The 21,889-nt window shown below is 54.8% G+C and carries 22 protein-coding genes and 1 pseudogene; 4 read left to right on the top strand and 19 right to left on the bottom strand.

The annotated features are described in order from the left end of the window. Window positions 1–195 precede the first annotated feature (195 nt). The 10 genes from ptsP to crcB all read right to left on the bottom strand — a co-directional run bounded on the left by ptsP (window position 196) and on the right by crcB (window position 8,769). Window positions 196–1,920, bottom strand: coding sequence for a phosphoenolpyruvate--protein phosphotransferase (gene ptsP / locus FE784_RS06310; RefSeq protein ID WP_139601289.1), 1,725 nt, complete (start codon window positions 1,918–1,920; stop codon window positions 196–198). Further along, window positions 1,913–3,826: a glucose PTS transporter subunit IIA gene (locus tag FE784_RS06305; RefSeq protein WP_139601288.1), complete on the bottom strand. Its 1,914-nt coding sequence runs from the start codon at window positions 3,824–3,826 to the stop codon at window positions 1,913–1,915. The genes ptsP and FE784_RS06305 overlap by 8 nt, the downstream gene beginning before the upstream one ends. A gap of 95 nt (window positions 3,827–3,921) precedes the next feature. Beyond that, window positions 3,922–4,257 (bottom strand): spore coat protein, encoded by a 336-nt coding sequence (locus FE784_RS06300; protein ID WP_139601287.1) that lies wholly within the window; start codon window positions 4,255–4,257, stop codon window positions 3,922–3,924. A 24-nt stretch (window positions 4,258–4,281) separates the two neighbouring features. Beyond that, complete coding sequence (locus FE784_RS06295; RefSeq protein ID WP_139601286.1) at window positions 4,282–4,509, bottom strand: hypothetical protein; 228 nt, start codon at window positions 4,507–4,509, stop codon at window positions 4,282–4,284. Window positions 4,510–4,577: 68 nt separating this feature from the next. Continuing rightward, the gene (locus FE784_RS06290) at window positions 4,578–5,231 is read right to left on the bottom strand and encodes a hypothetical protein (protein ID WP_139601285.1); all 654 of its coding nucleotides are present in this window, start codon (window positions 5,229–5,231) and stop codon (window positions 4,578–4,580) included. Window positions 5,232–5,365: 134 nt separating this feature from the next. Continuing rightward, complete coding sequence (locus tag FE784_RS06285; protein WP_139601284.1) at window positions 5,366–5,791, bottom strand: CoA-binding protein; 426 nt, start codon at window positions 5,789–5,791, stop codon at window positions 5,366–5,368. Between the two features lie 24 nt (window positions 5,792–5,815). Then, window positions 5,816–6,625, bottom strand: coding sequence for a C39 family peptidase (locus tag FE784_RS06280; RefSeq protein ID WP_139601283.1), 810 nt, complete (start codon window positions 6,623–6,625; stop codon window positions 5,816–5,818). A gap of 47 nt (window positions 6,626–6,672) precedes the next feature. After that, window positions 6,673–7,965, bottom strand: a complete 1,293-nt coding sequence (gene aroA / locus FE784_RS06275) for a 3-phosphoshikimate 1-carboxyvinyltransferase (protein ID WP_139601282.1) — start codon at window positions 7,963–7,965, stop codon at window positions 6,673–6,675. A 45-nt stretch (window positions 7,966–8,010) separates the two neighbouring features. Beyond that, window positions 8,011–8,367 carry a fluoride efflux transporter FluC gene (locus FE784_RS06270; RefSeq protein ID WP_176706009.1) on the bottom strand — a complete coding sequence of 119 codons (357 nt, stop codon included), beginning with the start codon at window positions 8,365–8,367 and terminating at the stop codon, window positions 8,011–8,013. Between the two features lie 6 nt (window positions 8,368–8,373). After that, entirely contained in the window at window positions 8,374–8,769 is a 396-nt protein-coding gene (crcB, locus tag FE784_RS06265; protein ID WP_139601280.1) for a fluoride efflux transporter CrcB, read from the bottom strand. 124 nt (window positions 8,770–8,893) lie between these two features. On the opposite strand from crcB, the gene FE784_RS06260 reads away from it, so the two are divergent. Beyond that, a complete protein-coding gene (locus FE784_RS06260; protein WP_139601279.1) occupies window positions 8,894–9,196 on the top strand; it encodes a rhodanese-like domain-containing protein in 303 nt (100 codons plus the stop codon). A gap of 226 nt (window positions 9,197–9,422) precedes the next feature. Here FE784_RS06260 and FE784_RS06255 read toward each other — a convergent pair whose 3' ends face one another. After that, a complete protein-coding gene (locus FE784_RS06255; protein WP_281287027.1) occupies window positions 9,423–9,929 on the bottom strand; it encodes a shikimate kinase in 507 nt (168 codons plus the stop codon). A 217-nt stretch (window positions 9,930–10,146) separates the two neighbouring features. Between FE784_RS06255 and FE784_RS06250 the strand changes: the two genes are divergently transcribed. Then, window positions 10,147–10,458 carry a hypothetical protein gene (locus FE784_RS06250; protein WP_139601278.1) on the top strand — a complete coding sequence of 104 codons (312 nt, stop codon included), beginning with the start codon at window positions 10,147–10,149 and terminating at the stop codon, window positions 10,456–10,458. A gap of 7 nt (window positions 10,459–10,465) precedes the next feature. Here the strand turns inward: FE784_RS06250 and gndA are convergent, their stop codons facing one another. The 7 genes from gndA to htpG all read right to left on the bottom strand — a co-directional run bounded on the left by gndA (window position 10,466) and on the right by htpG (window position 19,711). Next, on the bottom strand, window positions 10,466–11,878 hold the full coding sequence (gene gndA, locus FE784_RS06245) for an NADP-dependent phosphogluconate dehydrogenase (protein ID WP_139601277.1): 1,413 nt from the start codon (window positions 11,876–11,878) through the stop codon (window positions 10,466–10,468). A gap of 78 nt (window positions 11,879–11,956) precedes the next feature. Further along, window positions 11,957–12,724, bottom strand: coding sequence for an SDR family oxidoreductase (locus FE784_RS06240; protein ID WP_139601390.1), 768 nt, complete (start codon window positions 12,722–12,724; stop codon window positions 11,957–11,959). A gap of 66 nt (window positions 12,725–12,790) precedes the next feature. Then, window positions 12,791–14,353 (bottom strand): gluconokinase, encoded by a 1,563-nt coding sequence (gene gntK, locus FE784_RS06235; protein ID WP_139601276.1) that lies wholly within the window; start codon window positions 14,351–14,353, stop codon window positions 12,791–12,793. Beyond that, entirely contained in the window at window positions 14,350–15,621 is a 1,272-nt protein-coding gene (locus FE784_RS06230; RefSeq protein WP_139601275.1) for a nickel pincer cofactor-dependent isomerase, group 22, read from the bottom strand. Before FE784_RS06230 ends, gntK begins: the two co-directional genes overlap by 4 nt. A 27-nt stretch (window positions 15,622–15,648) precedes the next feature. Continuing rightward, entirely contained in the window at window positions 15,649–16,659 is a 1,011-nt protein-coding gene (locus tag FE784_RS06225; protein ID WP_139601274.1) for a LacI family DNA-binding transcriptional regulator, read from the bottom strand. A gap of 186 nt (window positions 16,660–16,845) precedes the next feature. Continuing rightward, the gene (locus FE784_RS06220; protein WP_139601273.1) at window positions 16,846–17,442 is read right to left on the bottom strand and encodes a hypothetical protein; all 597 of its coding nucleotides are present in this window, start codon (window positions 17,440–17,442) and stop codon (window positions 16,846–16,848) included. A gap of 388 nt (window positions 17,443–17,830) precedes the next feature. Continuing rightward, window positions 17,831–19,711 carry a molecular chaperone HtpG gene (gene htpG / locus FE784_RS06215; protein ID WP_139601272.1) on the bottom strand — a complete coding sequence of 627 codons (1,881 nt, stop codon included), beginning with the start codon at window positions 19,709–19,711 and terminating at the stop codon, window positions 17,831–17,833. 204 nt (window positions 19,712–19,915) lie between these two features. On the opposite strand from htpG, the pseudogene FE784_RS06210 reads away from it, so the two are divergent. Beyond that, a pseudogene (locus tag FE784_RS06210) lies at window positions 19,916–20,103 on the top strand (response regulator transcription factor); the annotation flags it as partial. Window positions 20,104–20,115: 12 nt separating this feature from the next. Here FE784_RS06210 and FE784_RS06205 read toward each other — a convergent pair. Continuing rightward, window positions 20,116–21,045: a stalk domain-containing protein gene (locus FE784_RS06205; protein WP_139601271.1), complete on the bottom strand. Its 930-nt coding sequence runs from the start codon at window positions 21,043–21,045 to the stop codon at window positions 20,116–20,118. A gap of 191 nt (window positions 21,046–21,236) precedes the next feature. On the opposite strand from FE784_RS06205, the gene FE784_RS06200 reads away from it, so the two are divergent. Next, window positions 21,237–21,860, top strand: a complete 624-nt coding sequence (locus FE784_RS06200; protein ID WP_139601270.1) for a YktB family protein — start codon at window positions 21,237–21,239, stop codon at window positions 21,858–21,860. Window positions 21,861–21,889 lie beyond the last annotated feature (29 nt).

The following is a 21,889-nucleotide window of genomic DNA, read 5'->3' as shown; positions in this document are numbered from 1 at the left end:
CCCGGAATAGGGGTAGCCTTACAAGCGAGCAGGCGTTTTCATCCACATCATAGCACGATTATCCGAGTGTTGTAAGTACTTGTATATAACTTGTCTTGAAATTATGCACATCACAAAACGGCAAGGCAAAAAAGTGCCGGCGGCAGCTTTTGTCTGCGCCCGGCACTTTTTATATTTTATAGCCGATACGACCGCCTACTCCGCCGTACGCGATGCATCCGATCCTCCGCTATGGAGCAGCGCCTTCATCTCGGCGCTCGTGCGACAGGCGAGCAATCGTTCCAGCAATTGCTTGCCGTTTAGTTCCGAGCTGTCGATCAATCGGCTTTTCACGTCCAGAATCGACTGTCCGGCCATGCTCAATTCGTGAACGCCCAAACCGAGCCAGATCGGCAGCGCATCGGCGTCACCGGCCAACTCCCCGCATACGCTGACGGATATGCCTTGCCGGCTTGCCGCCTCTACCGTTAGCTTCAGCATGCGGAGAACGGCCGGATGGTATGGCTCGTATAAGTGCGAAATCTTCTCGTTCATCCGGTCTACCGCCAGAACGTACTGGACCAGATCGTTCGTGCCGATGCTGAAAAACTGCACTTCCTGAGCGAGCATATCCGCGATCGCCACCGCCGCGGGAACCTCGATCATAATGCCTACGGGCACATGCCCGTTGAATGGAACGTTAGACGCACGCAGCTCCTGCATGGCCAGCTCCAGCACTTCACGAGCTCTGCGGACCTCCTCCACGGAGGATATCATCGGCAGCAGTATTTTGATATTTCCGTACTCGCTCGCTCTTAAAATGGCCTTCAGCTGCGTCTTGAACATATCCCGTCGGTCGATCGAGATGCGGATGCCCCGATAGCCGAGAACCGGATTCTCTTCCTCCGGAAGCGAGATATAGTCCAATTGCTTGTCGCCGCCGATATCCAGCGTGCGGATGATCAAAGGCTTGCCCTGCAGCTTTTGCGCCGCTGATCGGTACACCTCGAACTGTTCGTTCTCCTTCGGCCAGGTCGTCCCGTCCATATAGAGCATTTCCGTGCGGAACAAGCCGACGCCCTTGGCCCCTTGCTTCAGAGCCTGTTCGAGCTCTTGAAGCGAAGCGATGTTGGCCGACAAGTTCACTTCGCGCCCGTCTTTCGTCACCGAAGGAATGTCGACGATCGTCTGCAGCCTCTCACGATGCACCGCCAGCCGTTGTCTGCGTTCCCGGTACGTTTCGACGATCGGTTCGTCCGGGTTCACATACACGTCCCCCGATTCGCCGTCGACGACCAGCATATCTCCCGTCTGCACTCCGCCGTCAATGCCGAAGACGAACGGGATGCCCATCGCTCTTGCCATAATCGCCGTATGGGACGTTTTGCCTCCCGTAGCGGTAACGATGCCGAGCAGCTGGGACGAATCGAGGTGCGCCAGCTGCGAAGGGGTCAGTTCCCTGGCTACGATGACGAACGGCTGGTCTTCCGGTGGCTTCGTCTCCTCGAAGGCGCCGAGCAAATGCTTCAGCAGCCTGGTGCCCACATCTTTGATGTCGAGCGCCCGTTCCTTCATATATTCGTCGTCGAGCAGATCGAACATATTGACGAACTTGTCGACCACCTCTTTAACCGCTACCTCGGCAGCCTTATACTGCCGCTGGATAATGCCCGCCACTTCGTTCATGAACACCGGATCTTCCAGAATAGCCAAGTGGGCGTCGAATATATTCGACTCCTCGACCCCGAGCACTTCGGCAATCTCCTGCTTGATCTGCTGCAGCTCCGTCTTGGATATGCGCACCCCTTCGTGCAGCCGTTCGAATTCGAAAGCCATGTCGTTCACGTCGACCGCGCTGTCGGATAGCTCCCACTCCCAATCGGGGAGGACGAACGCTTTCCCGATGGCGATGCCGACCGCTCCTCCGTTGCCTTTAACCATGTGACGGGTCACCTCCCGAGAGCTTGGCGTCCTGGCCGTCGCCCGGTTCCTTCATGATGACCGACATGACGGACGCTTGACCTTTCTTGACATGCGAAAACGGAGCGAATGCCCACGATTTGACCGCGTTCGGATTCGTAATAACCATCGGGGTAGCCAACGATTTGGCATGTTTCTTGATTTTTTGCAGATCGAACCGGATGAGCAGCTGCCCTACGGCGACATCGTCGCCTTCCTTCACGGCGGCGTTAAACCATTTCCCCGTCAATTGGGACGTATCGATGCCGATATGCAGCAGCACCTCGAGCCCTTCCTCTGTTTTCAAGCCTATCGCATGCATGGACGGATGAACGTGCACCACTTTACCCGATACGGGAGCAAGCAGCTCCCCTCGCTCCGGGTAAAAGGCTACTCCGTTGCCGACGATCTTCTGGGCGAATATGGCGTCGGGCACTTCCTCGATCGGAATCATGTTTCCTTGCACCGGCGCATGGAAATGCACCTGAATGATTTCTTTCTGCATCACTCTAACGATCTCTTCCCGGATGAGCTCGGAAAACGTCCCGAAAACCACCTGCACATTGCCTCCCCCAAGCCGGATCACCCCGGCCGCCCCCAAATGTTTCAACGCATTGATATCCATCTGTTTGTCGTTCGCAAGCGTAAGTCTAAGGCGGGTAATGCATGCTTCGATCTGATTGACATTGTTTTTGCCGCCCAGCGCCTGCAAAATGAGCGGCGCCCTGTATCGGACGTCGCCGGCCCATTCCTCGAGCGAAGAGCCTTCCTCGCGCCCGGGCGTAGGAAGCTGAAACCGACGGATCGCCCAACGGAACAGTACGTAATAGACGGCGGCGAAAACTAGGCCGATCGGCAGAAGCAGCAGCCCGTTCGTAGCCAGATGCTCGTTGATGACATAGTCGATTGCGCCGGCCGAGAACGAGAAGCCGTGATGGATATCCATTTCATACGCGATCCACATCGCTACTCCGGACAACAGCGCATGTACGACGAACAAGTACGGCGCCACGAAGAGGAAAGCGAATTCGATAGGCTCGGTAACGCCCGTTAGAAACGAAGCGAGCGCGGCCGTCAGGAAGGTTGCCTTCACCTTCGGCTTCAAGTCTTCACGGGCTTCGTGAATGATCGCGAAGGCGACGGCGGGAAGGGCGAACATCATGATCGGATACAAGCCGGCCATAAATATGCCGGCATCCGGATCGCCGGCAAAGAATCGGGGCAGGTCGCCATACACGACATGGCCGTCCTCGCGCATGTAGGGCCCGATCTGGAACCAGACTACGTTGTTCAATATATGATGAAGGCCGAAAGGCACCAACAGCCGGTAAGCTACGCCATAGACGAAGGTCCCGACTTCGCCGTGCGTCAAAATCCATTCGCCGAACCGGTCCATGACCGATTTGACGGTTGGTCCGACCTGAATGACGATCGTCGAAAACAAAATCGAGGCAAAGCTCATAAACAGCGGCACGAAACGCGGCCCGCCGAAAAACTGTATGTACTCCGGCAGTCGAATCGATTTGAACCGATGGTAAGAAAACGCGGCCAGCACGCCGAGCAGCACGCCTCCGGCAACTCCCAGCTCGAAAAAGGTGCCCATATAGGTTTTCGTTAACGAAAAGAAAATAAAATAGCCGAGCAGAGCGGCCATTCCGGCAATCCCCGCGTTTTGCGTCAACCCAAGCGCTACGCCGATCGAGAAAAGGAAGGGCAAGTAAGTGAAAATCGCGGTGCCCGTATAATTCAATATTTCGCCGAATGGCTCCATGCCGATCCAATACCACGGCAAATTGCCCAGAAAAAGCAAAATGGCTGCCGCGGGCAGCGCTATTGTCGGAATCATGAGCGATCGGCCAAATTGCTGCAAATTGCCCGTCCAGTTCAAACCTCTTCCCCCCTTATCTCATCCATCGTAAAGCCTCCACCTTATTTTGTCAAAACGAAATCGCCCTGTCCGCTCCCGGACAGGGCGAAACGTCTTCAGTGGTACGTAAACGCCGGAAATTGCGTTTTATAATCCGTGAATTGCTGATGCGCCTGAGTGATCTCCTGTGTTTCCGCGGCTTTCATTTTGTACCAGCCCTTCTGGAACATCAAATCGAACAGCTGAAATTGGGCAAGGTGCGCATCCTGCAAAATGGCGCCGATTTTTTGGCGCAGCTGCGGATTTTGCATTTCGTTCAGGCCGGTATTATAGCCGGACGTCAAATATTTTTCATACGATAGGATGTCGTTGATCCGGTCGCGATCGTTGAACTCCGGCCCCTTGACCTGAGGCAGCTGACCGGATTGGGGTACCGCGATTTGGGTCGCCATGTCGATCCCTTCCTTCGCTTGTATTTAACCTTGCAGAGACGCTAGTATCGAATCATAGTGGGCGATATGCTTTTGCCCCGTCTGCTCAATCAGCTGGCGGATTTGCGGATCGGTGCAGGCGTCCGCGGCATCCTTGCATTTCTTCACGGCCAGCAGCTCCCAAGACAAGAAGTCTTTCAAATAGTGCAATTCCTTATCCGATAGCAAATTGCGGTCGGCCGTCATATTCGTGTTCTGCTGCTGCGTTTGCATCGTGTCGTTAGCCTCCGTTCCAAAGTCGATATGAGAGAAGAGCGGACCAATCGGTCCGCCCGCATAGCTTAGAAACGATAGCCGCTGTTTCCGGAGATGCCGGAGAACGAGGAGCTGGGTTGAGTGGAATCGGCGCGCAGATAGCTATCGTGGCCCGCTTGGTTGCCCCGATAGTTGGCCGTATGGAAGCTGTTGGCATTTTGGGCTTGACCTGCCCACGCGTTCGATTGGTTTTGATTTTGATTTTGGATTTGGTAGTTGGTTTGCGGTTGATATTGGCTTTGCATCGTGCCGCTAAAGCCGATGCCGGATTGTGACGGGCTTTGCGAGTCGGAACGCAGGTAGGCGTCATGACCCGTTTGGTTGCCGCGGTAATTAGCCGAGTGGAAGGTGTTCGTGTTTTGGAATGTATTGGCCCCGCCGTATTGTTGTCCGGTGATGCCATACGACGATGCGATCGAGCCGGCGCCGAATTGGGAAGGATTTTGCGAATCGGCACGGAGGTAGTTGTCATGGCCCGCTTGGTTGCCGCGGTAGTTTGCCGTATGGAAGCTGTTGGCGTTTTGAGCTTGACCTGCCCACGCGTTCGATTGGTTTTGATTTTGCGAGTATTGGGATTGTACCATTCCTACCGGTTGGTACTGCTGTTGTTGCTGTTGGCCGCGGAATTGGGCCGAGCCAGCGAACGTAGTGCCGAAAGCGGGGTTTTGTTGATTATACATTGAGTGTGAATCCTCCCTTGGAAAATAGAAAGTCTTCAGAAACGGGTCCACATCTTAAACTGGCGGCATCCCATCACTGAAGCCTTTACTATTGTCTTCGGTTTTTTCGATTTTTATCGCTGGAATACATTTACTTATTTCGGCAGCAAAATCGAATCCTCTACTTTGATGCAGCGGTCCATGATCGCTTGAATTCCTTCCGCCTGTACCAGGGAAGCCGCTTGATCGTTAAAAATGCCTTGCTGCAGCCAGAACGCTTTGGGTTTGTGCTTCATGCGAAGCGTTTCCTGCGCAACCGGGACCGTATCCTCGCTGCGGCGGAATACGTTGACGATATCGACCTGCTCGTCGATATCCGCAAGCGATGCGTAGCTTTTCTCGCCAAGCACGGAATCCACGTTCGGATTGACCGGTATAATCCGATACCCTTTCGATTGCATCGCCTGGGATACCATGTAGGACGTCCGGTCCGGTTTGTCTGACAAGCCGACCACCGCAATCGTTTTCGTTTGCTGAAGCAGCTCCTTGATTTGGTCGCGCGAAGGGTTTTCAAATCCCATATCATTCAGCCTCCTGACAAAAGTTTATCGATAAGACAGCGCCTGCTTGCCCATGGCGTCCCAAGTAGCCAAAAATTGCTCTTTGTTCAGCTTGTGCGCTTTTTTGCCGCTGAGCGGATCGTTCACATACACATGCTGCTCGTCATACCCGACGAGCAGGACGGCATGCTCCATAAAAGTCGTTTCGATCGGACCGATCGGCGTATCCCACGTCACCCATTTTTTCGGTATGGCAAAATCGATCGTCGTCCAGACGATGACGGGTTTGCCGTCGGCAATTTGCCGTTCGATCGCATCGAATTCGGAACCGGTCAAATCGACCGCCGTCGGCACGTTCGCCTGCAGCGTCGGAAACAGCCCGGTATGATAGATGCCGAAGCCGCGAGACTTGCCCGTCACATCCCCTACATAGCCGCTGTAAGGATTCCCCCAGTAGACGATTGCGCCCTTCTGCCATTTGGCCGGGGTCGGATCTTTGACCATTTCGTCGACAAGCTCCATCTTGCTCTTGTTCACACCGTAAAAATTGAGTAGCATCGTCAGACTGACGATTTCGCAGCCGGGGGGCAGCTCGGGAAGCTGTTTCACAGCTGGAGCGTCAATCATGGCCGATGGCGGTTTCGGCTTGACCGGTTCCTTGACTTCCGGAGCGCTGCCATTCATTCCGTTCGCCGCTTCCGCGAGAACCGTTGCCGCGGCGGGAGATTCCAGGAAAATGTCTTTGCCCGTCACTTTGGCATACAGCAGCACGCTGAACACGCCGCTAGAGAACAGCAGCCCGACAATGAGAAACAAGGTAAACAAATATTTAGCAAGAGTCAATACGAACGTCATTACCTACCATCTCATTCGCTTCGTTGTAGTTGGAGCTACCGCGCAACTTAGTCGACCAGCTCGACTTGGGCGCCGATCGATTTCAAATGGTCGAAATATTGCGGGTAAGATTTCGCCACGTGATGGGCGTCCTTGATCGTGAGTCCCAGCTTCGAACGCAGTCCGACGACGGTTAGCGCCATGATGACGCGATGGTCGAAATGGGCATCGATTTCGACGCCGCCTTCCACGCCTTCCGGCTTGCCGTGGACGATAATTTCGCTCTGCTTCTCTTCTACGTCCGCTCCCGCCTTGCGCAGCTCGTTCAAATAATCGGTAATCCGGTCGCATTCCTTGTAGCGCAAATTTTCCACATTGTAAAATCTCGAAGTCCCTTCGGCAAACACGGCTGCCGCCACCATCGCCAGTACGGCGTCGGTAAAATGGTCGCCGTCGAATTCGACCGCCTTCAGCTTGCCGTTGCCTTTCACATGGACGATGCCGTTCTCGTGCGTCAAAGGTACGTTCATTGCGCGGAGCACATCGATTACGGCGCGTTCGCCTTGCTTGCTCGTCTCCTCGAGACGCAGCACGCGAACGTCGGATTGCGTTACGGCAGCAGCAGCCAGCACGGCCGCCGATCCGGGATAATCGCCTTGGACGACGTACTCCTTCGCTTCATAGCGTTGCCGCCCGGGCACCCGATAATGCATAAGATCCGGGCTTGCCTCTATGCGGATCCCGGCTTGGCCGATTACTTCAAGCGTTTGCCCGACGACCACCTTCGACTTCAGATCGTGCAGCACTTCGATTTCGCTGTCTTCGTCGAGCAGCGGCGTCATGAACAACAGGGAGCTCAAATATTGGGAGCTGACATTGCCCGATACTTGGATGCGTCCTCCCTTCGGATGACCGCCCTTGATCGTGATGGGAAGCTTGCCGTTGTTATGCTCGACGCCCACATTCATTTGCCCCAGCGCCGTAATCAGATCGTCGTGCGGACGTTTGCCGAGCGAATCGGGATATGTATTGACGAACGTCAGCTCCGGACAAAAGGCGGCTACCGACATGAGAAACCGCAGCACCGCACCGGCATTGCCTACGTTCAATTCCTTGACCGGCAGCGGATGACGGCCGAAGCCGCGTATCGTCATCGTATCGCCATTCTCGATCAGCTCTGCGCCCAGGTCGCGAATGCAACGGCGCATCGCGTCGCTGTCTTCGCTGTGGGCCGGGAAACGGATCGTGCTCGTGCCGTCCGCAAGCGCGCCTACGAGCATATAACGAGTCGTATAGTTTTTGGAGGAAAGGGCGTTGATTTCCCCTTTCAAAGCCGTCGTCTGTCTCACAATCGCTTTCATCTTTCTCCATCTCTCCTTTTGCTATGTAAGGGCAATATAGGCTGATCACAGTGCCCGACCGATGTAATAGCCGACATACGCGAGTACAATGCCTAGCGTATAGGTTGCGCCCAAGTATCCGATAAAAGCCCCGAAGAGCGATTTCCTCGCAAGCGTCAAGCTTTCCAGCTTCAAGGTGGAAAAGGTCGTGAACGCCCCCATAAATCCTGTTCCGGCCAGCAGCAGAACTGCGGCTCCCGGATTGGCCCCGATAAGCAGTCCGAGTAAGAACGAACCGGTCAGGTTAATTGTCAGTGTACCATACGGGAAGTCGGTTTGGAATCGCTCCGCCATCTTTTTGGAGATGTAATACCGGAGTACCGCGCCTGCAAAGCCTCCGGCCCCGACCAGGGCAACGTTCATCCACATTTAGACGACACCGCCTTCGGCTGCTTTTCTCTCGCCGATCTTGATGCCCAGCCACGCAAGCAGCAGACCGCCCCACAGGCTGATCATGACGTATGAAAGAGCTGCGACGATCTCTCCCGACTGAAGCAGATGAACCGTTTCCGCGCTGAACGAGGAGAACGTAGTGTACGATCCGACAAAACCGCTCGTAACGGCTATGCGTCCGGTATCGGACAAACGCATGCGCGCCGCTCCGCCGGAGGATAGCCAGCCGAGCGCGAAGCTGCCGGAATAATTGCACAGCAGCGTGGCGACGGGAAGCCATAAAGCGGCAGCGAGGTGATTGGCCGCCAAGCCTGCGGCATATCGGCACAAGGCGCCCAGCACGCCGGCAATGCCGACATAGATGTAGATCATGCTGCTCCCTCCGTTGGAGACCGAGCCGGGGAGAAAATTGACTTCCCGTTATCGTTCTCCTATGATAGATGTGATTATTTCTCGATCCGACGTTTTTTACTGATCCATTTAAGGAGGTCCATTCATGAGTGAGATCATCACGATCGATCCCGCCGAAGTGAAGCGTCGACTCGCAGGCGGCGAACGATTAAACGTCATCGACGTGCGCGAGGACGAGGAGGTTGCTTCAGGCATAATCCCCGGCGCCAAGCACATTCCGCTGGGCCAGCTTCCCGAACGGCATGAAGAAATCGAGCGTACTGCCGAAATCGTGCTCGTATGCCGCAGCGGCAACCGGAGCGGACGCGCTTGCGATTATTTGAACTCGCTCGGCTTCGCCGGCTTGAAAAACATGTCGGGCGGCATGCTCGCCTGGGAGAAGCTGTAAGGCTATGACCTTACGGCTTTTTTGATGGCAAGATTAGCTTGCCTTTACTTAAGCGTTACGCCCACATACACGCTACGCCGCTCCGCAGACATACGCACAATCCGGGATGCACTGACTATAATATGTATCGGTAGATCGATCGTTTTCGTTGAGTTACGACGATATCTTTTTTGCATCGTTTGAAAGTCCCATCCCGTACACATTCGTATGGAGCCCGCTGAAAGGATCAATCCGCCTGCAACCGCGCGACAATGGCATCCGCTATTTGCTCTGCCGTCTTGTCCGACGTATCGATGCGGACATGGGCAAAATCATAGGCGTGTTTGCGTCTCTCCAGCAGCTCGGGTACGGATTTCTCGGCATTGCCTCGCAGCAGAGGCCGGTTCGGATCGTCCTTCACCCTGCTGATGATCGTCTCGGCATCGGCCGTCAATGCGACGACCAGACCGTTGTCCAGCATGATTGCGCGGTTTTCCTCCGCCAAAACGGCTCCTCCGCCGGTAGCCACGATTTGGCCGGTCCGTCCTTCCAGCTCGCGCCTTAGCGCGGCGGTTTCCACTTCGCGGAAATAAGGCTCTCCCTTTTCGGCGAACACTTCGGGAATCGTCTTTCCTTCCGCTTCTTCAATACAGGTATCCAAATCGATCTTGCTCCAGCCGAGCCGTTCCGCGAGGACGGACGCCACAGTCGATTTTCCGGTCCCCATAAATCCGACCAATACGACGTTAAACACGTCAAATTCGCCCCTTCCCGCTTCCGATATATGTATACGAATTCTATCCTATCATAACGGGCCCTCTCCCGAAAAGGAAGCCTCCGGCCGTTTGCAAATCCGACAAATCGGAGACGGGATTCCGGATTTGAACGAAAGATTGCGAATAATTTCCAAGCACTATAGTAATCATTAATAATAGACCCTTATCCGTCCCAAAAGGAGATGAGCTTATCCCATGCAACCCGCCGTATTCCCGAAGCCGCCCGATCGCCGCCTGGAACAAATTTTGAGTCCGAATCATCCGTTGTGCAAGGACGACGTCGTCTGGGTACTGGAATTCGTCAAAAAAAAGGTGGCCGAGCAAGATCCGAGATTGCTGGATCTGCCGCAGCCACGCTTGTTGAAAAACTTCCAGCATTTCGCCGAAGCCGCCACGATGCTCCTCCAGCGCAGACCGAGCTGCGTCAATGAGGCGGACCGCCTGCGCAGCTCGCTAATCGAAGCGACTTACGGGCTGACATCCGATCCGGCATCGCCAAGGCGTTGAGTTAAGTTCAGTCCATCCAGTGGAAATGGAACGTGCCCTCTTTATCCGTCCGTTGGAACGTATGCGCGCCGAAATAGTCCCTTTGCGCTTGAAGCAGGTTGGCCGGAAGCCGCTCCGACCGGTAGCTGTCGTAATAAGCCAATGCTGACGCGAAGCAAGGCGCCGGAATTCCCCGCGAAACCGCGACGGAGACGACTTGTCTCCACGCGTCCTGGTAAGACTCCACGACTTCCTTGAAGTACGGATCGAGCAGCAGGTTTTTCAAGCCGGGCTCGCGATCGTACGCGTCCTTGATGTTTTGCAGGAAGCCCGCGCGGATAATGCAGCCGCCGCGGAAGATCATCGCGATGTTGCCGTAGCTCAAATTCCAGCCGTATTCGTCGGATGCGGCGCGCATTTGCGCGAAGCCCTGCGCGTACGAGCAAATTTTGCTGGCGTACAGCGCTTTGCGTACCGCTTCGATGAAGGCGGCCTTGTCCGGAGCGGCCGGCACGTTTTGCGGACCTTTCAGCAGCTTGCTCGCCTGCACACGCTCGTCCTTGATAGCCGACAGCATGCGCGCGAATACGGATTCCGTAATGATGGAGAGCGGAACGCCGAGGTCGAGCGCGCTTTGGCTTGTCCATTTTCCGGTACCCTTTTGGCCCGCTTTGTCGAGAATGACGTCGACCATCGGCTTGCCCGTATCCGGGTCGACCTTCGTGAAGATGTCGGCCGTAATCTCGATCAGGTAGCTGTCCAGCTCGCCCTTGTTCCATTCCGCGAAAATTTCGTGCAGCTCTTGCGTGCTCAAGCCCAGAACGTCCCTCAGCAGCTGGTACGCTTCGCAGATAAGCTGCATGTCGCCGTACTCGATGCCGTTATGCACCATTTTCACGTAGTGGCCGGCACCGTCCGGTCCGATATACGTGCAGCAAGGGTCGCCGTTCACTTTGGCGGAAATGGCCGTCAAAATCGGTTCTACGAGCTTATAAGCGTCCTCTTGTCCGCCCGGCATAATCGACGGACCTTTCAGCGCGCCTTCTTCGCCGCCCGATACGCCAGTCCCGATGAAACGGATGCCGCGAGCTTCCAGCTCTTTGTTCCGGCGTTGGGTGTCGGGGAAATAGGCATTGCCGCCGTCGATCAAAATATCGCCTTCCTCGAGCAGAGGGAGCAGCTGGTTGATCGTATCGTCCGTCGGTTTGCCGGCCATGACCATCAGCAATATTTTGCGCGGACGCTCGAGAGATTGGACGAATTCTTCGGCCGTGTAAGTCGGCACCAGGTTTTTGCCCTTCGCTTCGTTTGCGATCAGATCGTCCGTTTTCTCGCGGGAACGGTTGAATACCGATACCGTAAAGCCGCGGCTTTCGATATTGAGCGCCAGATTTTTGCCCATTACGGCCAAGCCCACGACGCCGATTTGTTGTTTCGACATGGATTTCTACCACCCTTATCCGGAATTATGTAAGCCTAAAGTTTCGTGCAAACACTATACTATTCTATCCCATTTGCATCAAATTGTCATAGACCCAAATCCGCCGTCCACCCGCAGCAGGGATCCGGTAACGAAGCCGGACGCTTTCTCGGAAGCCAAATATACGGCAGCGCCCTGCAATTCGTGCGCTTCGCCGAACCGGTTCATCGGCGTATGCGTCATGATCGAGACCGTGCGTTCGGGCGATAAAATTTTGCGGTTTTGCTCGGCCGGGAAAAAGCCGGGGATGATGGCGTTGACGCGGACCTTGCTCGGAGCGAACTCGCGGGCCAAATTTTTCGTCAAGTTGTTGACAGCCGCTTTGGAAGCGGAATACGTAAACACTCTCGACAACGGCGGCTCGGACGAAACCGACGAAATGTTGATAATGCTGCCGCCTTCGCCTTTCTCCACCATATATTTGCCGAATACTTGGCATGCCAGCACGACGCCCTTCAAATTGACGTCCATGATCGAATCCCATTCTTCCATCGTAATGTCGAAGAAAGGAGTCGCGCTGTTTTTGCCGGGGCAATTCATCAGAACGTCGACGCGACCGGTCCAATCGAGCACTTCGGCAAGCACCCGGCGCAAATCTTCGGTGTTCGTCGCATCCGCGCTGAAGCTTTTCGCTTTGCCCCCGACTTCTTCGATCTGCTTGACCACTTGCTCGCATTTCTCCATATTGCGGCCGACGATCGCCACGTCCGCGCCATGTCCTCCGAGAGCTACCGCCATCGAACCGCCCAACGTGCTGTTGCCGCCGATAATAACCGCCGTTTTTCCCGTCAAATCAAACAGATTCATCATTTCAAATTCCTCCCCGAGCCGTCTTTGCGGATGAAGGTGCGGGCACCGCATCGATATTGCCCGTCAAATTCCGCCGACATGCTTTTTTTGGAACGCCGCAATGGCGTCGAACTGGTCTTTCAACTGATGATAAACGGAGCTGTAAATCGAAGTCAGCTCGCGGTACACCGCATGGTTCGCGGCATTCGGCTCGTGACGCACGGTCGAGCGCACCCAATCGTGAATCGAGGAGAAATCCCGGATTTCACCCAATGCCAGCAAGCCGAGCTGCGCAGCCCCGAGACCGGAGCTTTCGATCGAATCCGGCACCGTAACCGGCGTGCCGAGCGTGTCGGCCATAATTTGACGCCAGAACGGAGAACGGGCGAAGCCGCCGGAAGCGCGAATTTCTTTCGTCTGTCCGCCCAATTCCTCGAGCGCGAGCGCGACCGAATGGATTCGATAGACGACCCCTTCCAGAACGGCGCGAATCATATGCTTCTTCTCATGGAACAAGGACAGACCGAAGAAAACGCCCCGCGCGTTGGCGTTCCAGTAAGGAGCCCGTTCCCCCGCCAGCAGCGGCAGGAAAAGTAGGCCGTCCGAGCCCGGCGCGACCTGCTCCGCCAGCTCCGTCAAGTAATCGTAAGGGTCCATGCCGCGGCGGCGCCCTTCCTCCGCCTCCTGCGTGGCGAGCTGGTCGCGTACCCAGCGGAACATGATGCCTCCGTTATTGATCGCACCGCCGACAACCCAGAAATCCTCTTTCAGCGAGTAGCAGAACAGCCTTCCCTGGGGATCGGTCAACGGTTCGTTCACCGTGCCGCGTACCGCTCCGCTCGTCCCGATCGAGACCGCGTACACGCCCGGCTCGAAGGCGCCGGTGCCCAAATTGGCCAGCACCCCGTCGGACGCGCCGACGACGAACGGAGTATCCGACGGCAGCCCCATCTCCGAGCTGTAGGCGGAAGTCAATCCCTGCATGATATGCGTCGTGGAGACCGGTTCGGAGAGCTTCTCCTTCGACACTCCGGCAACGCGAAGCGCTTCCTCGTCCCAATCCAGCTTGCGCAGGTTGAACAAGCCGGTGGCGCTCGCGAGCGAATAGTCGATGACGAATTGGCCGAACAGCTTCGCAAATACGAATTCCTTGATCCCGATAAATTTGTAAGTCCGGCCTACAAGCTCCGGCTCATGCCGGTTCAGCCAGATCAGCTTCAGGAGCGGCGACATCGGATGGATCGGCGTCCCCGTATTGCGGTAAATCTCCAAGCCGTTCCACTCGTTCTTGAGCGGAGCCACGTAGTCGACGCTGCGGTTATCCGCCCACGTAATACAGGGCGTCAGCGGGTTCAGCTCGCGGTCGACCGCGATCAGGCTGTGCATCGCCGAGCTGAACGAGACGCATAGCACTTCGGAGCCGGCTATTCCGGCTTTCGCGACGACGTCGCGGATTCCGCGGACGACTGCCGCGAAAATTTCCAGAGGGTTCTGCTCCGCTCTGTCCGGAGTAGGCGTGTACAGCGGATATTCGATCGAGTTGGAAGCGAGCACGCGGCCGTCCCGATCGATCACGAGCGTCTTCGTGCTGGTCGTGCCGAGATCGGCGGCGACAACGTACTTTTTGGCTCTGAATAGGTCGGTCATTTCGGCAAATACCCCTCATCGTCGAACTTCAGATCGTACGGCTCGGTCAAGACTTCGATATCCGGGTGGTTCCGCGCTTCCTCGAGCAGATTGACGGATATTTCGATCTCGCCGAGATGCAGCGTGTCGCGGATGCGGACAAGCTTGCACGTCGTGTAATCGAGAATGTTGCAAGTTTTCACGGCCGCTTTAATGGCGTAGTAATCGTTCTCCAGCGTCGTGGCCTGCTTCGTCGGAGCGCACACCGTCGAAGTGAGTCCGTTGGCGTAGGTAGCCGGCCAATCGGTTTTGTCGGCCAGCCGCTGCGTCGTAAAGTCGGCTGTGCCGACGCCGTTCGCATTCCCTTTCGTTTCCGGCGTAAGGTCCAGCACGATCATCTTCGACACGTCAGGCCCTCCATGGGCGTACTCCGTCGGATAGCGGCCCGTAATGTTCGGATCCATGCCGTCTCCGCTAATGTTTTTGCCGATATAATCGATGACGAGCACGTCGATCTGGTCGAACAAAATTTTCGGCAGACGGGACTTCGCCTCGATCAACAGCTGCTCTTCGCGCCGTTCGATATCCCCGGCCGGCAGCACTTCCACGCGGCACGTCTCGTCGTATGCGTTCTCGACGAGGGCGACGCCGAACAAAATCGGAAGCTTCTTCAGCATGAGGTTGGCCATCGCGGGAACGTTCTCGGCCATATATTTGAAGCCGAGCTGGTGGCACGCCTCCGCGCCCTTCTGCTTGCCGAGCCCGATCGCGATCATTTTCATGATGCCGCTCTCGATCCGGCCGCGGAAGGCGGTATGCGGCTTGACACGGTTAATGACGACGATCGCATCCGCTTCGTAGGCGTATTTGTCCACATATACGGGAAGACCGTTCGCCATCTCGTCGATTTTGACCACTTCCATCGAGGACAGGATCGGAGCGCCCATCGCCTCTTCGGTCACCCCGAGATGATGAAGCACATCGATTTGTCCCGCCGCGGTAGCGCCTCCGTGGCTGCCCATGCACGGCACGATAAACGGCTCCGCGCCGGCGTCCTTGATCGCCTCTATCGTCGTCCGCGTGAACTCGGCGATATGAGCGACCCCGCGGCTTCCTACGGCGACGGCAACGCGCTGACCTTTCTTGACCGTATCGATCGCGCCCGGCTTCCGCAGCTCCTGGCGGAGTATTCCTATATAATCCTCCACCTTGGCGGCGTCAAACTTTTGCCGAATACGCACCATCTGCGGTATCGGAATGTCGTCCAACAATGTCCGTAAAATGCTCATCTTCGTAATGGCCTCCTTCTTATGCTTTCATGCCCTTCCAATTTGCCTGACCGATTCGCGAACGACCAGCTCGGTTTCCACGAAGAGCGTTTCCTTCGAGGGCGATCCCCGCTCGATCTCGCGGAGCAGCTTCTCCGCGCCGATCCGGCTGATCGTCTCTACCGGCCGCTTCACCGTAGTCAGCGCAGGCGACAAAAACGCCGAGAAAATGTCGTCGTCGAACCCGGCGACGGAGATGTCCCCGGGCACGCTCAGCCCGCTGTCGGCAATCGCCTTCATCGCCCCGACGGCCATCTCGTCGCTGGAGCAAAATACGGCGGTCGGCAGCGGCGTAAGCCGGAGCAACTCCTTCATGGCCCGGTAACCGCCTTCCAGCGTATATCCCCCGACCGTATGAAGCTTGTCGTCGGTTCCGATGCCATACTGCCGCAATGCTTGCAAATAGCCGTCCTTCCGCGCCTGCGACGATTTGAACGACTGTTTCCCTTCGATAATCGCGATACGGTTATGGCCCTGCATGATCATATGTTCGACTACGCGATACACGCCCGCCCGGTCGTCGGCGAGAACATGGACCGGCGACAAGTGCTCGGCATTGCGGTTTAATACGACGAGCGGGATGCTTCTGTCCGCCACATAACGGATAAACGACTCGTCGTTGTCGCTCTGGCTCATGACGATGACGCCGTCGAACGTTTTGCGCGTCACGGTCGCGAAATTGCCGTCATAATCGTCAATGGCGTTTACGATCAGGTGATATTTCGAATTGACCGTGCTGTGGACGCCTTTGACCGTCTCGTGAAAAAAGTTGGAAGACGTTCCTTTCGACAGCGTCGAAAAAAACAACCCGATATGGTACGATCGCGCCAGTACGAGGCTTTTGGCGCTATAATTCGGCGTATAATCGAGCCGAGCCGCGATTGCCCGTATTTTCCGCTTCGTGTCCTCGTGAATAAGCGGACTGTCGTTCAGCGCCCGCGAGACGGTCGTGTGCGACACGCCGGCCATCCGGGCGATATCCTTGATCGTTACCGTCATCCTACCACCTCTTGTCGCCTTGATCATAGCATACAATGCACACGTTAACAAGATGAAATGAAGCCTCCCCGCAAAGCGAAAACAACCGTCCCCCTAGGCCCTTGCGGTACCGGAGACGGTTGCTACGTATTCCATTTATGCTTTCGATGCCGGTTGCCGGCGAAAGCCCTTGGGCTAATGTTCATTTCACATTTCCAGCTGCAGCATCTCGCTGCGCATATCCTTCAATCGCTCTTTGCATTGCGCCGATTTCTCCTCATCCCCGGCTTCCATCGCATCGTGCAGGGAAGCAAGCTCATAGTCCAACTCCAGCCGCAGCACCGCGGCACGTTCCTCCGCGCGTTTCGATTTGAAGGCCTGAACCATTTCGTCCAGCGTTACGACCGGTTCTTTCTGAAACAACACCTTGTGCTCGACTCCCGATATTTCCACCATGCGGATAATTTCGCCGAACATAATGTTCTCGATGACGATTTGACGCTCGCGGAACCGTTTCACGATGGCGTGGCCGCGCGTATCGCCTATCATTTTCTCCATCAGCTCGGACAGCTTCTCGTCCTTGAACGAATAATCGCCGACGATTTTGTAGCGGTCGCCGATCCGTTGAAATTTCAATTTGATCAGCTTGCGCCCGGTGCGGATCGAAATGACGAACTGCTGCTCGTTTTCGTTCCAATACAAGGAGTAACCTTCTTGAATAAGCGACTTGATAAAGTTGCGGATTTGCCGGCGGTCAAAACGCAACTCCAGGTTGCAATATTCCACTTCATAACTTTTATTCACGGCAATCCCCTCCCTGATTGACACTAGCACCTTTGTCGCTCAACTTCCACGTTTCCAGAGTTCTATTCCCCTTCGAGGCGATCCGATGGTACGAATAATGCCTGTTTGCCGTCCAAGAAGAGTCGGGCTCTTTGACAGAATGTTCAGACAACTCGACTGCTTACTACTATCTTATTATGGATCATATGATTTAGCAACTTGGATTATTGATTATTTTTTAACGCGAATCCGAAAAAAACGTAAATCCCGACTTTCCGGCTCCCCTGCCTCTCCGGCCCGCATCCTCCCACTGCCGTGTTATATAAATACCCATTATCGCCGGCGTTGCACCGAATAATAACGGGCAAGAAAAAGCCGATCCTGAAAGGATCGGCCCGAGGCTTCCGTTTTACACCATGATTTTGCAAATATCGTTCGTAAACTCGACCGGATCTTGAATCGGCAACCCTTCGATCAAGAGAGCCTGGTTGTACAAGAGAGCCGTATACAAATTCAGCTTGTCCTTATCTTGCGCGTAAGAATCCTTCAACGATTGGAACACCGCATGGTTGACGTTGATTTCCAGCACCTTCTCCGCCTTCACGTCCGGGTTGTTCGGCATCGCCTTCAAAATTTTCTCCATCTCGATCGTAACTTCGCCTTCCGTGGAGAGACAGACGGGATGCGATTTCAGCCTTTTGGACGCCTTGACGTTCGACACTTTACCCGACAGCAAGCTCTTCATATGGTCGAAAAGCTCTTTATTATCGGTATTATCCGATTCGGCGTTTTCTTTGTCATCGCTCGCTTCGATGCCCAGATCGCCGCTGGATACGGATTTGAATTCCTTATCCTTGTAGCTCATGACCATTTTGATCGCGAATTCGTCGATATCGTCGGTAAAGTACAGGATTTCGTAGCCTTTGTCGGATACGAGCTCCGTCTGAGGAAGCTTCTCGATCCGCTCGTTCGATTCGCCGGATGCGTAGTAAATGTATTTTTGGTCCTCCGGCATTCTCGACACGTATTCGTCCAGCGTAACGAGCTTCTTCTCCTTGGAGGAGTAGAACATCAGCAAATCCTGCAGCAAGTCCTTGTGGGCGCCGTAGTCGCTGTATACCCCGAACTTCAATTGACGTCCGAACGATTTATAGAACTGCTCGTACTTTTCCCGCTCATCCTTCAGCAGGCTTTGCAGTTGGCTTTTGATTTTGCTGGCGATGTTCTTGGCGATCAGCTTCAGCTGCCGGTCGTGCTGCAGCATTTCGCGGGATATGTTCAGCGACAAGCTCTCCGAATCGACCATTCCTTTCACGAAGCTGAAATAGTCGGGCAGCAGGTCGGCGCATTTGTTCATGATCAGTACGCCGTTGGCGTACAGCTCCAAGCCTTTCTCGAACTCCTTGGAATAATAGTCGAAAGGTATGCTCTCCGGGATATACAGTATCGCCTGGTAGACGACCGTTCCGTCCGCGCTGATATGGATATGCTTCAACGGCTTGTCGAAGCCGTAATGCTTCTCCGCGTAAAAATTGTCGTAATCGTCGGCCGTCAGCTCGCTTTTATTTTTGCGCCAGATCGGCACCATGCTGTTGACGCGCTGTTCCTCTTCGTAATCCTCGAATTCGTCGTCGCTGCCTTCCTTCAGCCTTTTGCCCACAACGTCCATCTTGATCGGATAGCGGATGAAGTCGGAATATTTTTTGATGATCGCCTTGAGCCGGTATTCCTCGAGAAACTCGTCGTAGTTATCGTCTTCCGTGTTTTCTTTGATTTTCAATACGATTTCGGTGCCGACCGAATCTTTCTCGCAAGGCTCGATCGTGTACCCGTCCGCGCCCGTCGATTCCCATTTGTACGCGCTGTCGCCGCGCAACGCTTTGCTGGTGACCGTTACGACATCGGCGACCATGAATGCGGAATAGAAGCCTACGCCGAACTGACCGATAATGTCGTGGCCGTCCTTCGACTCGTTCTCTTTCTTGAAGGCGAGCGAGCCGCTCTTCGCGATGATCCCGAGATTGTTTTCCAGCTCTTCCTTGGACATGCCGATTCCGGTATCCCGGATCGTCAGCGTCCGGTTCGCTTTGTCGGCAACGACTTTGATGTAATAGCTGTCTTTGTCGAACACGAGCTTGTCGTCGGTAAGCGCCAAGTAATAAATTTTGTCGATCGCGTCGCTGGCATTGGAGATCAGCTCTCTGAGAAAGATTTCGCGCTGCGTATAAATCGAGTTGATCATCATTTCCAATAATCGTTTGGATTCGGCCTGAAACTGTTTTTTCTCCACTCGTATTTCCCCTTTCGATATGGAACTTCGGTCAGTCAACGATTGATCTTCTTTGTACGATAGCGGTTAGCACTCTCTACTCGCGAGTGCCAGCTTCTTTTTTTATATCATTCCTCGTTTTTGATGTCAATACTGCCACTATACGGAAAATGTGCGCCGATCAAAAAAAGCAAACATCCTGGCGCCGTCGACAAAACTTTGGCCGATTACGGTTTGACCGCCTCGGAGCGGCAAATTGTCGAGAAAATCGCCGAAGGACTCTCCGATAAAGAAAAATCGCCCAAGAATTGTTCTTGAGCGAAGGAACGATCAAAAATGACATAACGGAAATATTGAGCAAATCAAGGTTGCGGGACCGAACCCAAATTGCGATCTTCTACTTGAAACTATAGAGCGATTGCCGGCTACGGGTTCGTCGTCTCCTTCGGATAAGACTTCCAGCCGGTGCTCGAAACGTTCCACTTCCCGTCGAATTGCTGCCAAAAACGGAGACTGTATTGCATGAACCATTTGTCTATGCCCTGCGCCAGCACCGCATATTCGTTCTCGCCCTCCAGCGGCTTGATCGTAAGGCCGGTCTCGTAAGTGCCGAAATAATCGTTCAGCGCCTTCAGCTTCTCTTCGGAAATCGTGCCGCCGCCCTCGATAATCGCATACGCGCGCAAATCGCCCTTCACTTGCTCGTTCCAGTAAGGCTTGACCAAATCGATATGCACGTACTGCTCTTCGGTCAGCTTTTCTTTGGTAAGCTGCGGGGTGCCGACGTTGATCGGAATTTCCTTGATATCTTTCCAGCGCAAATAGACGGTTCCCTTGTACAGGTTGGCCAATGTCGGATACGTCTTATTCTCGTGAACGAAGTTATAGCGGATAGGCGTATCCAGCGTAATTTGCTCGGGTACTTCCACTTTCGGCGGATTGATGACGGCTCCGGAGCCGGTTCCCGTTCCAGCGGTTCCGGTACCGGTAGTTCCCGTACCCGTTATTCCCGTACCCGTACCGGCGCTTGTGCCCGTATTGCCCCCTGTAGCCGGGTTGTCCGTGCCGGGCTGCGATTGGACCGGCATAGCCAGCTTGATGATCTTCTTGTCCTCGTCCCAGCTTACGACGGCGCCGAGCAGCTCGCCTATCGACCGGAACGGCAAATAGCTGTTTCCTTCATAAATGAGCGGGGTCGCATCCTTCACGCTTTTCCCGTTGACCTCGACCTTGAAATCGGGACGCAAGTAAGCTTCCACCTTCTCCAGCGTATCCTTCGCGTACACTCCGCCCGTAAAGACGATCCCCATCGCGATCGTCAGCAGAATCGTTTTTTTCAATCCGGCTCGTTCCATCTTCCGCTCCTCTCTCTACTCTCTCGTTCCTGACGACGAGTATATGTATTCTTTTCCAGTTTCTATTATAACTCACATGTCGAATTCCGCCTAGAAAGGAGACGGACATTTGCGCCGAATTCCCGTTTGCTGTACTGTAGAACTTATGTGAACGGTACGCTACAACAAGTTTGATAGGCCGGAGGCTTCCTATGACATTCCCTACCTTTACCCGACAAGACTTCGAAGTATTTGCGATTCCCGGACTGGAGCCTCGCATGGAAGCGTTGATCCGGCTCGTCAGGCCGAAGCTGACCCTTCTCGGCGAGGAGCTTTCCCCGTTTCTGTCCGCGCACTGCGGGGAGCCGATGTTCCCTCACGTAGCCAAGCACGCGCGCAGAACGATCAATCCGCCGGCCGATACGTGGGTCGCTTGGGCGAACAGCAAGAAAGGCTACAAGGCTCATCCCCATTTTCAATTAGGGATGTGGTCTACCCATCTGTTCATTCAATTCGCCGTCATCTACGAGAGCGATCATAAAGAGGTGTTCGCCCGTCATCTCGAAGAGCGGCTGAGCGAGATCCGCAGCGCCATTCCCGCACACTTCCGCTGGTCGACCGACCATATGCAGCCCGAATCGTCCCCGCACGGCGAGATGGACGAACACGACTTCGCCGTCGTCATCGACAAGCTGAAACGGGTCAAAAAAACGGAGGCGCTATGCGGAATCCATATCGGACGCGATGACCCGATAGTAAAAGATCCCGGACAATTCGCGGATACGATCAAACATACGTTCGAGCAAGTGATGCCTTTGTATCGCATTGCGTTCTGATTGCCATTCCCTGTTCGTATCCGTACCAT

Origin of the sequence: Paenibacillus hemerocallicola (assembly GCF_006265175.1) — a bacterium.
GTDB lineage: Bacteria > Bacillota > Bacilli > Paenibacillales > NBRC-103111 > Paenibacillus_AB > Paenibacillus_AB hemerocallicola.
This window is presented reverse-complemented; position numbering and strand designations above follow the sequence as displayed.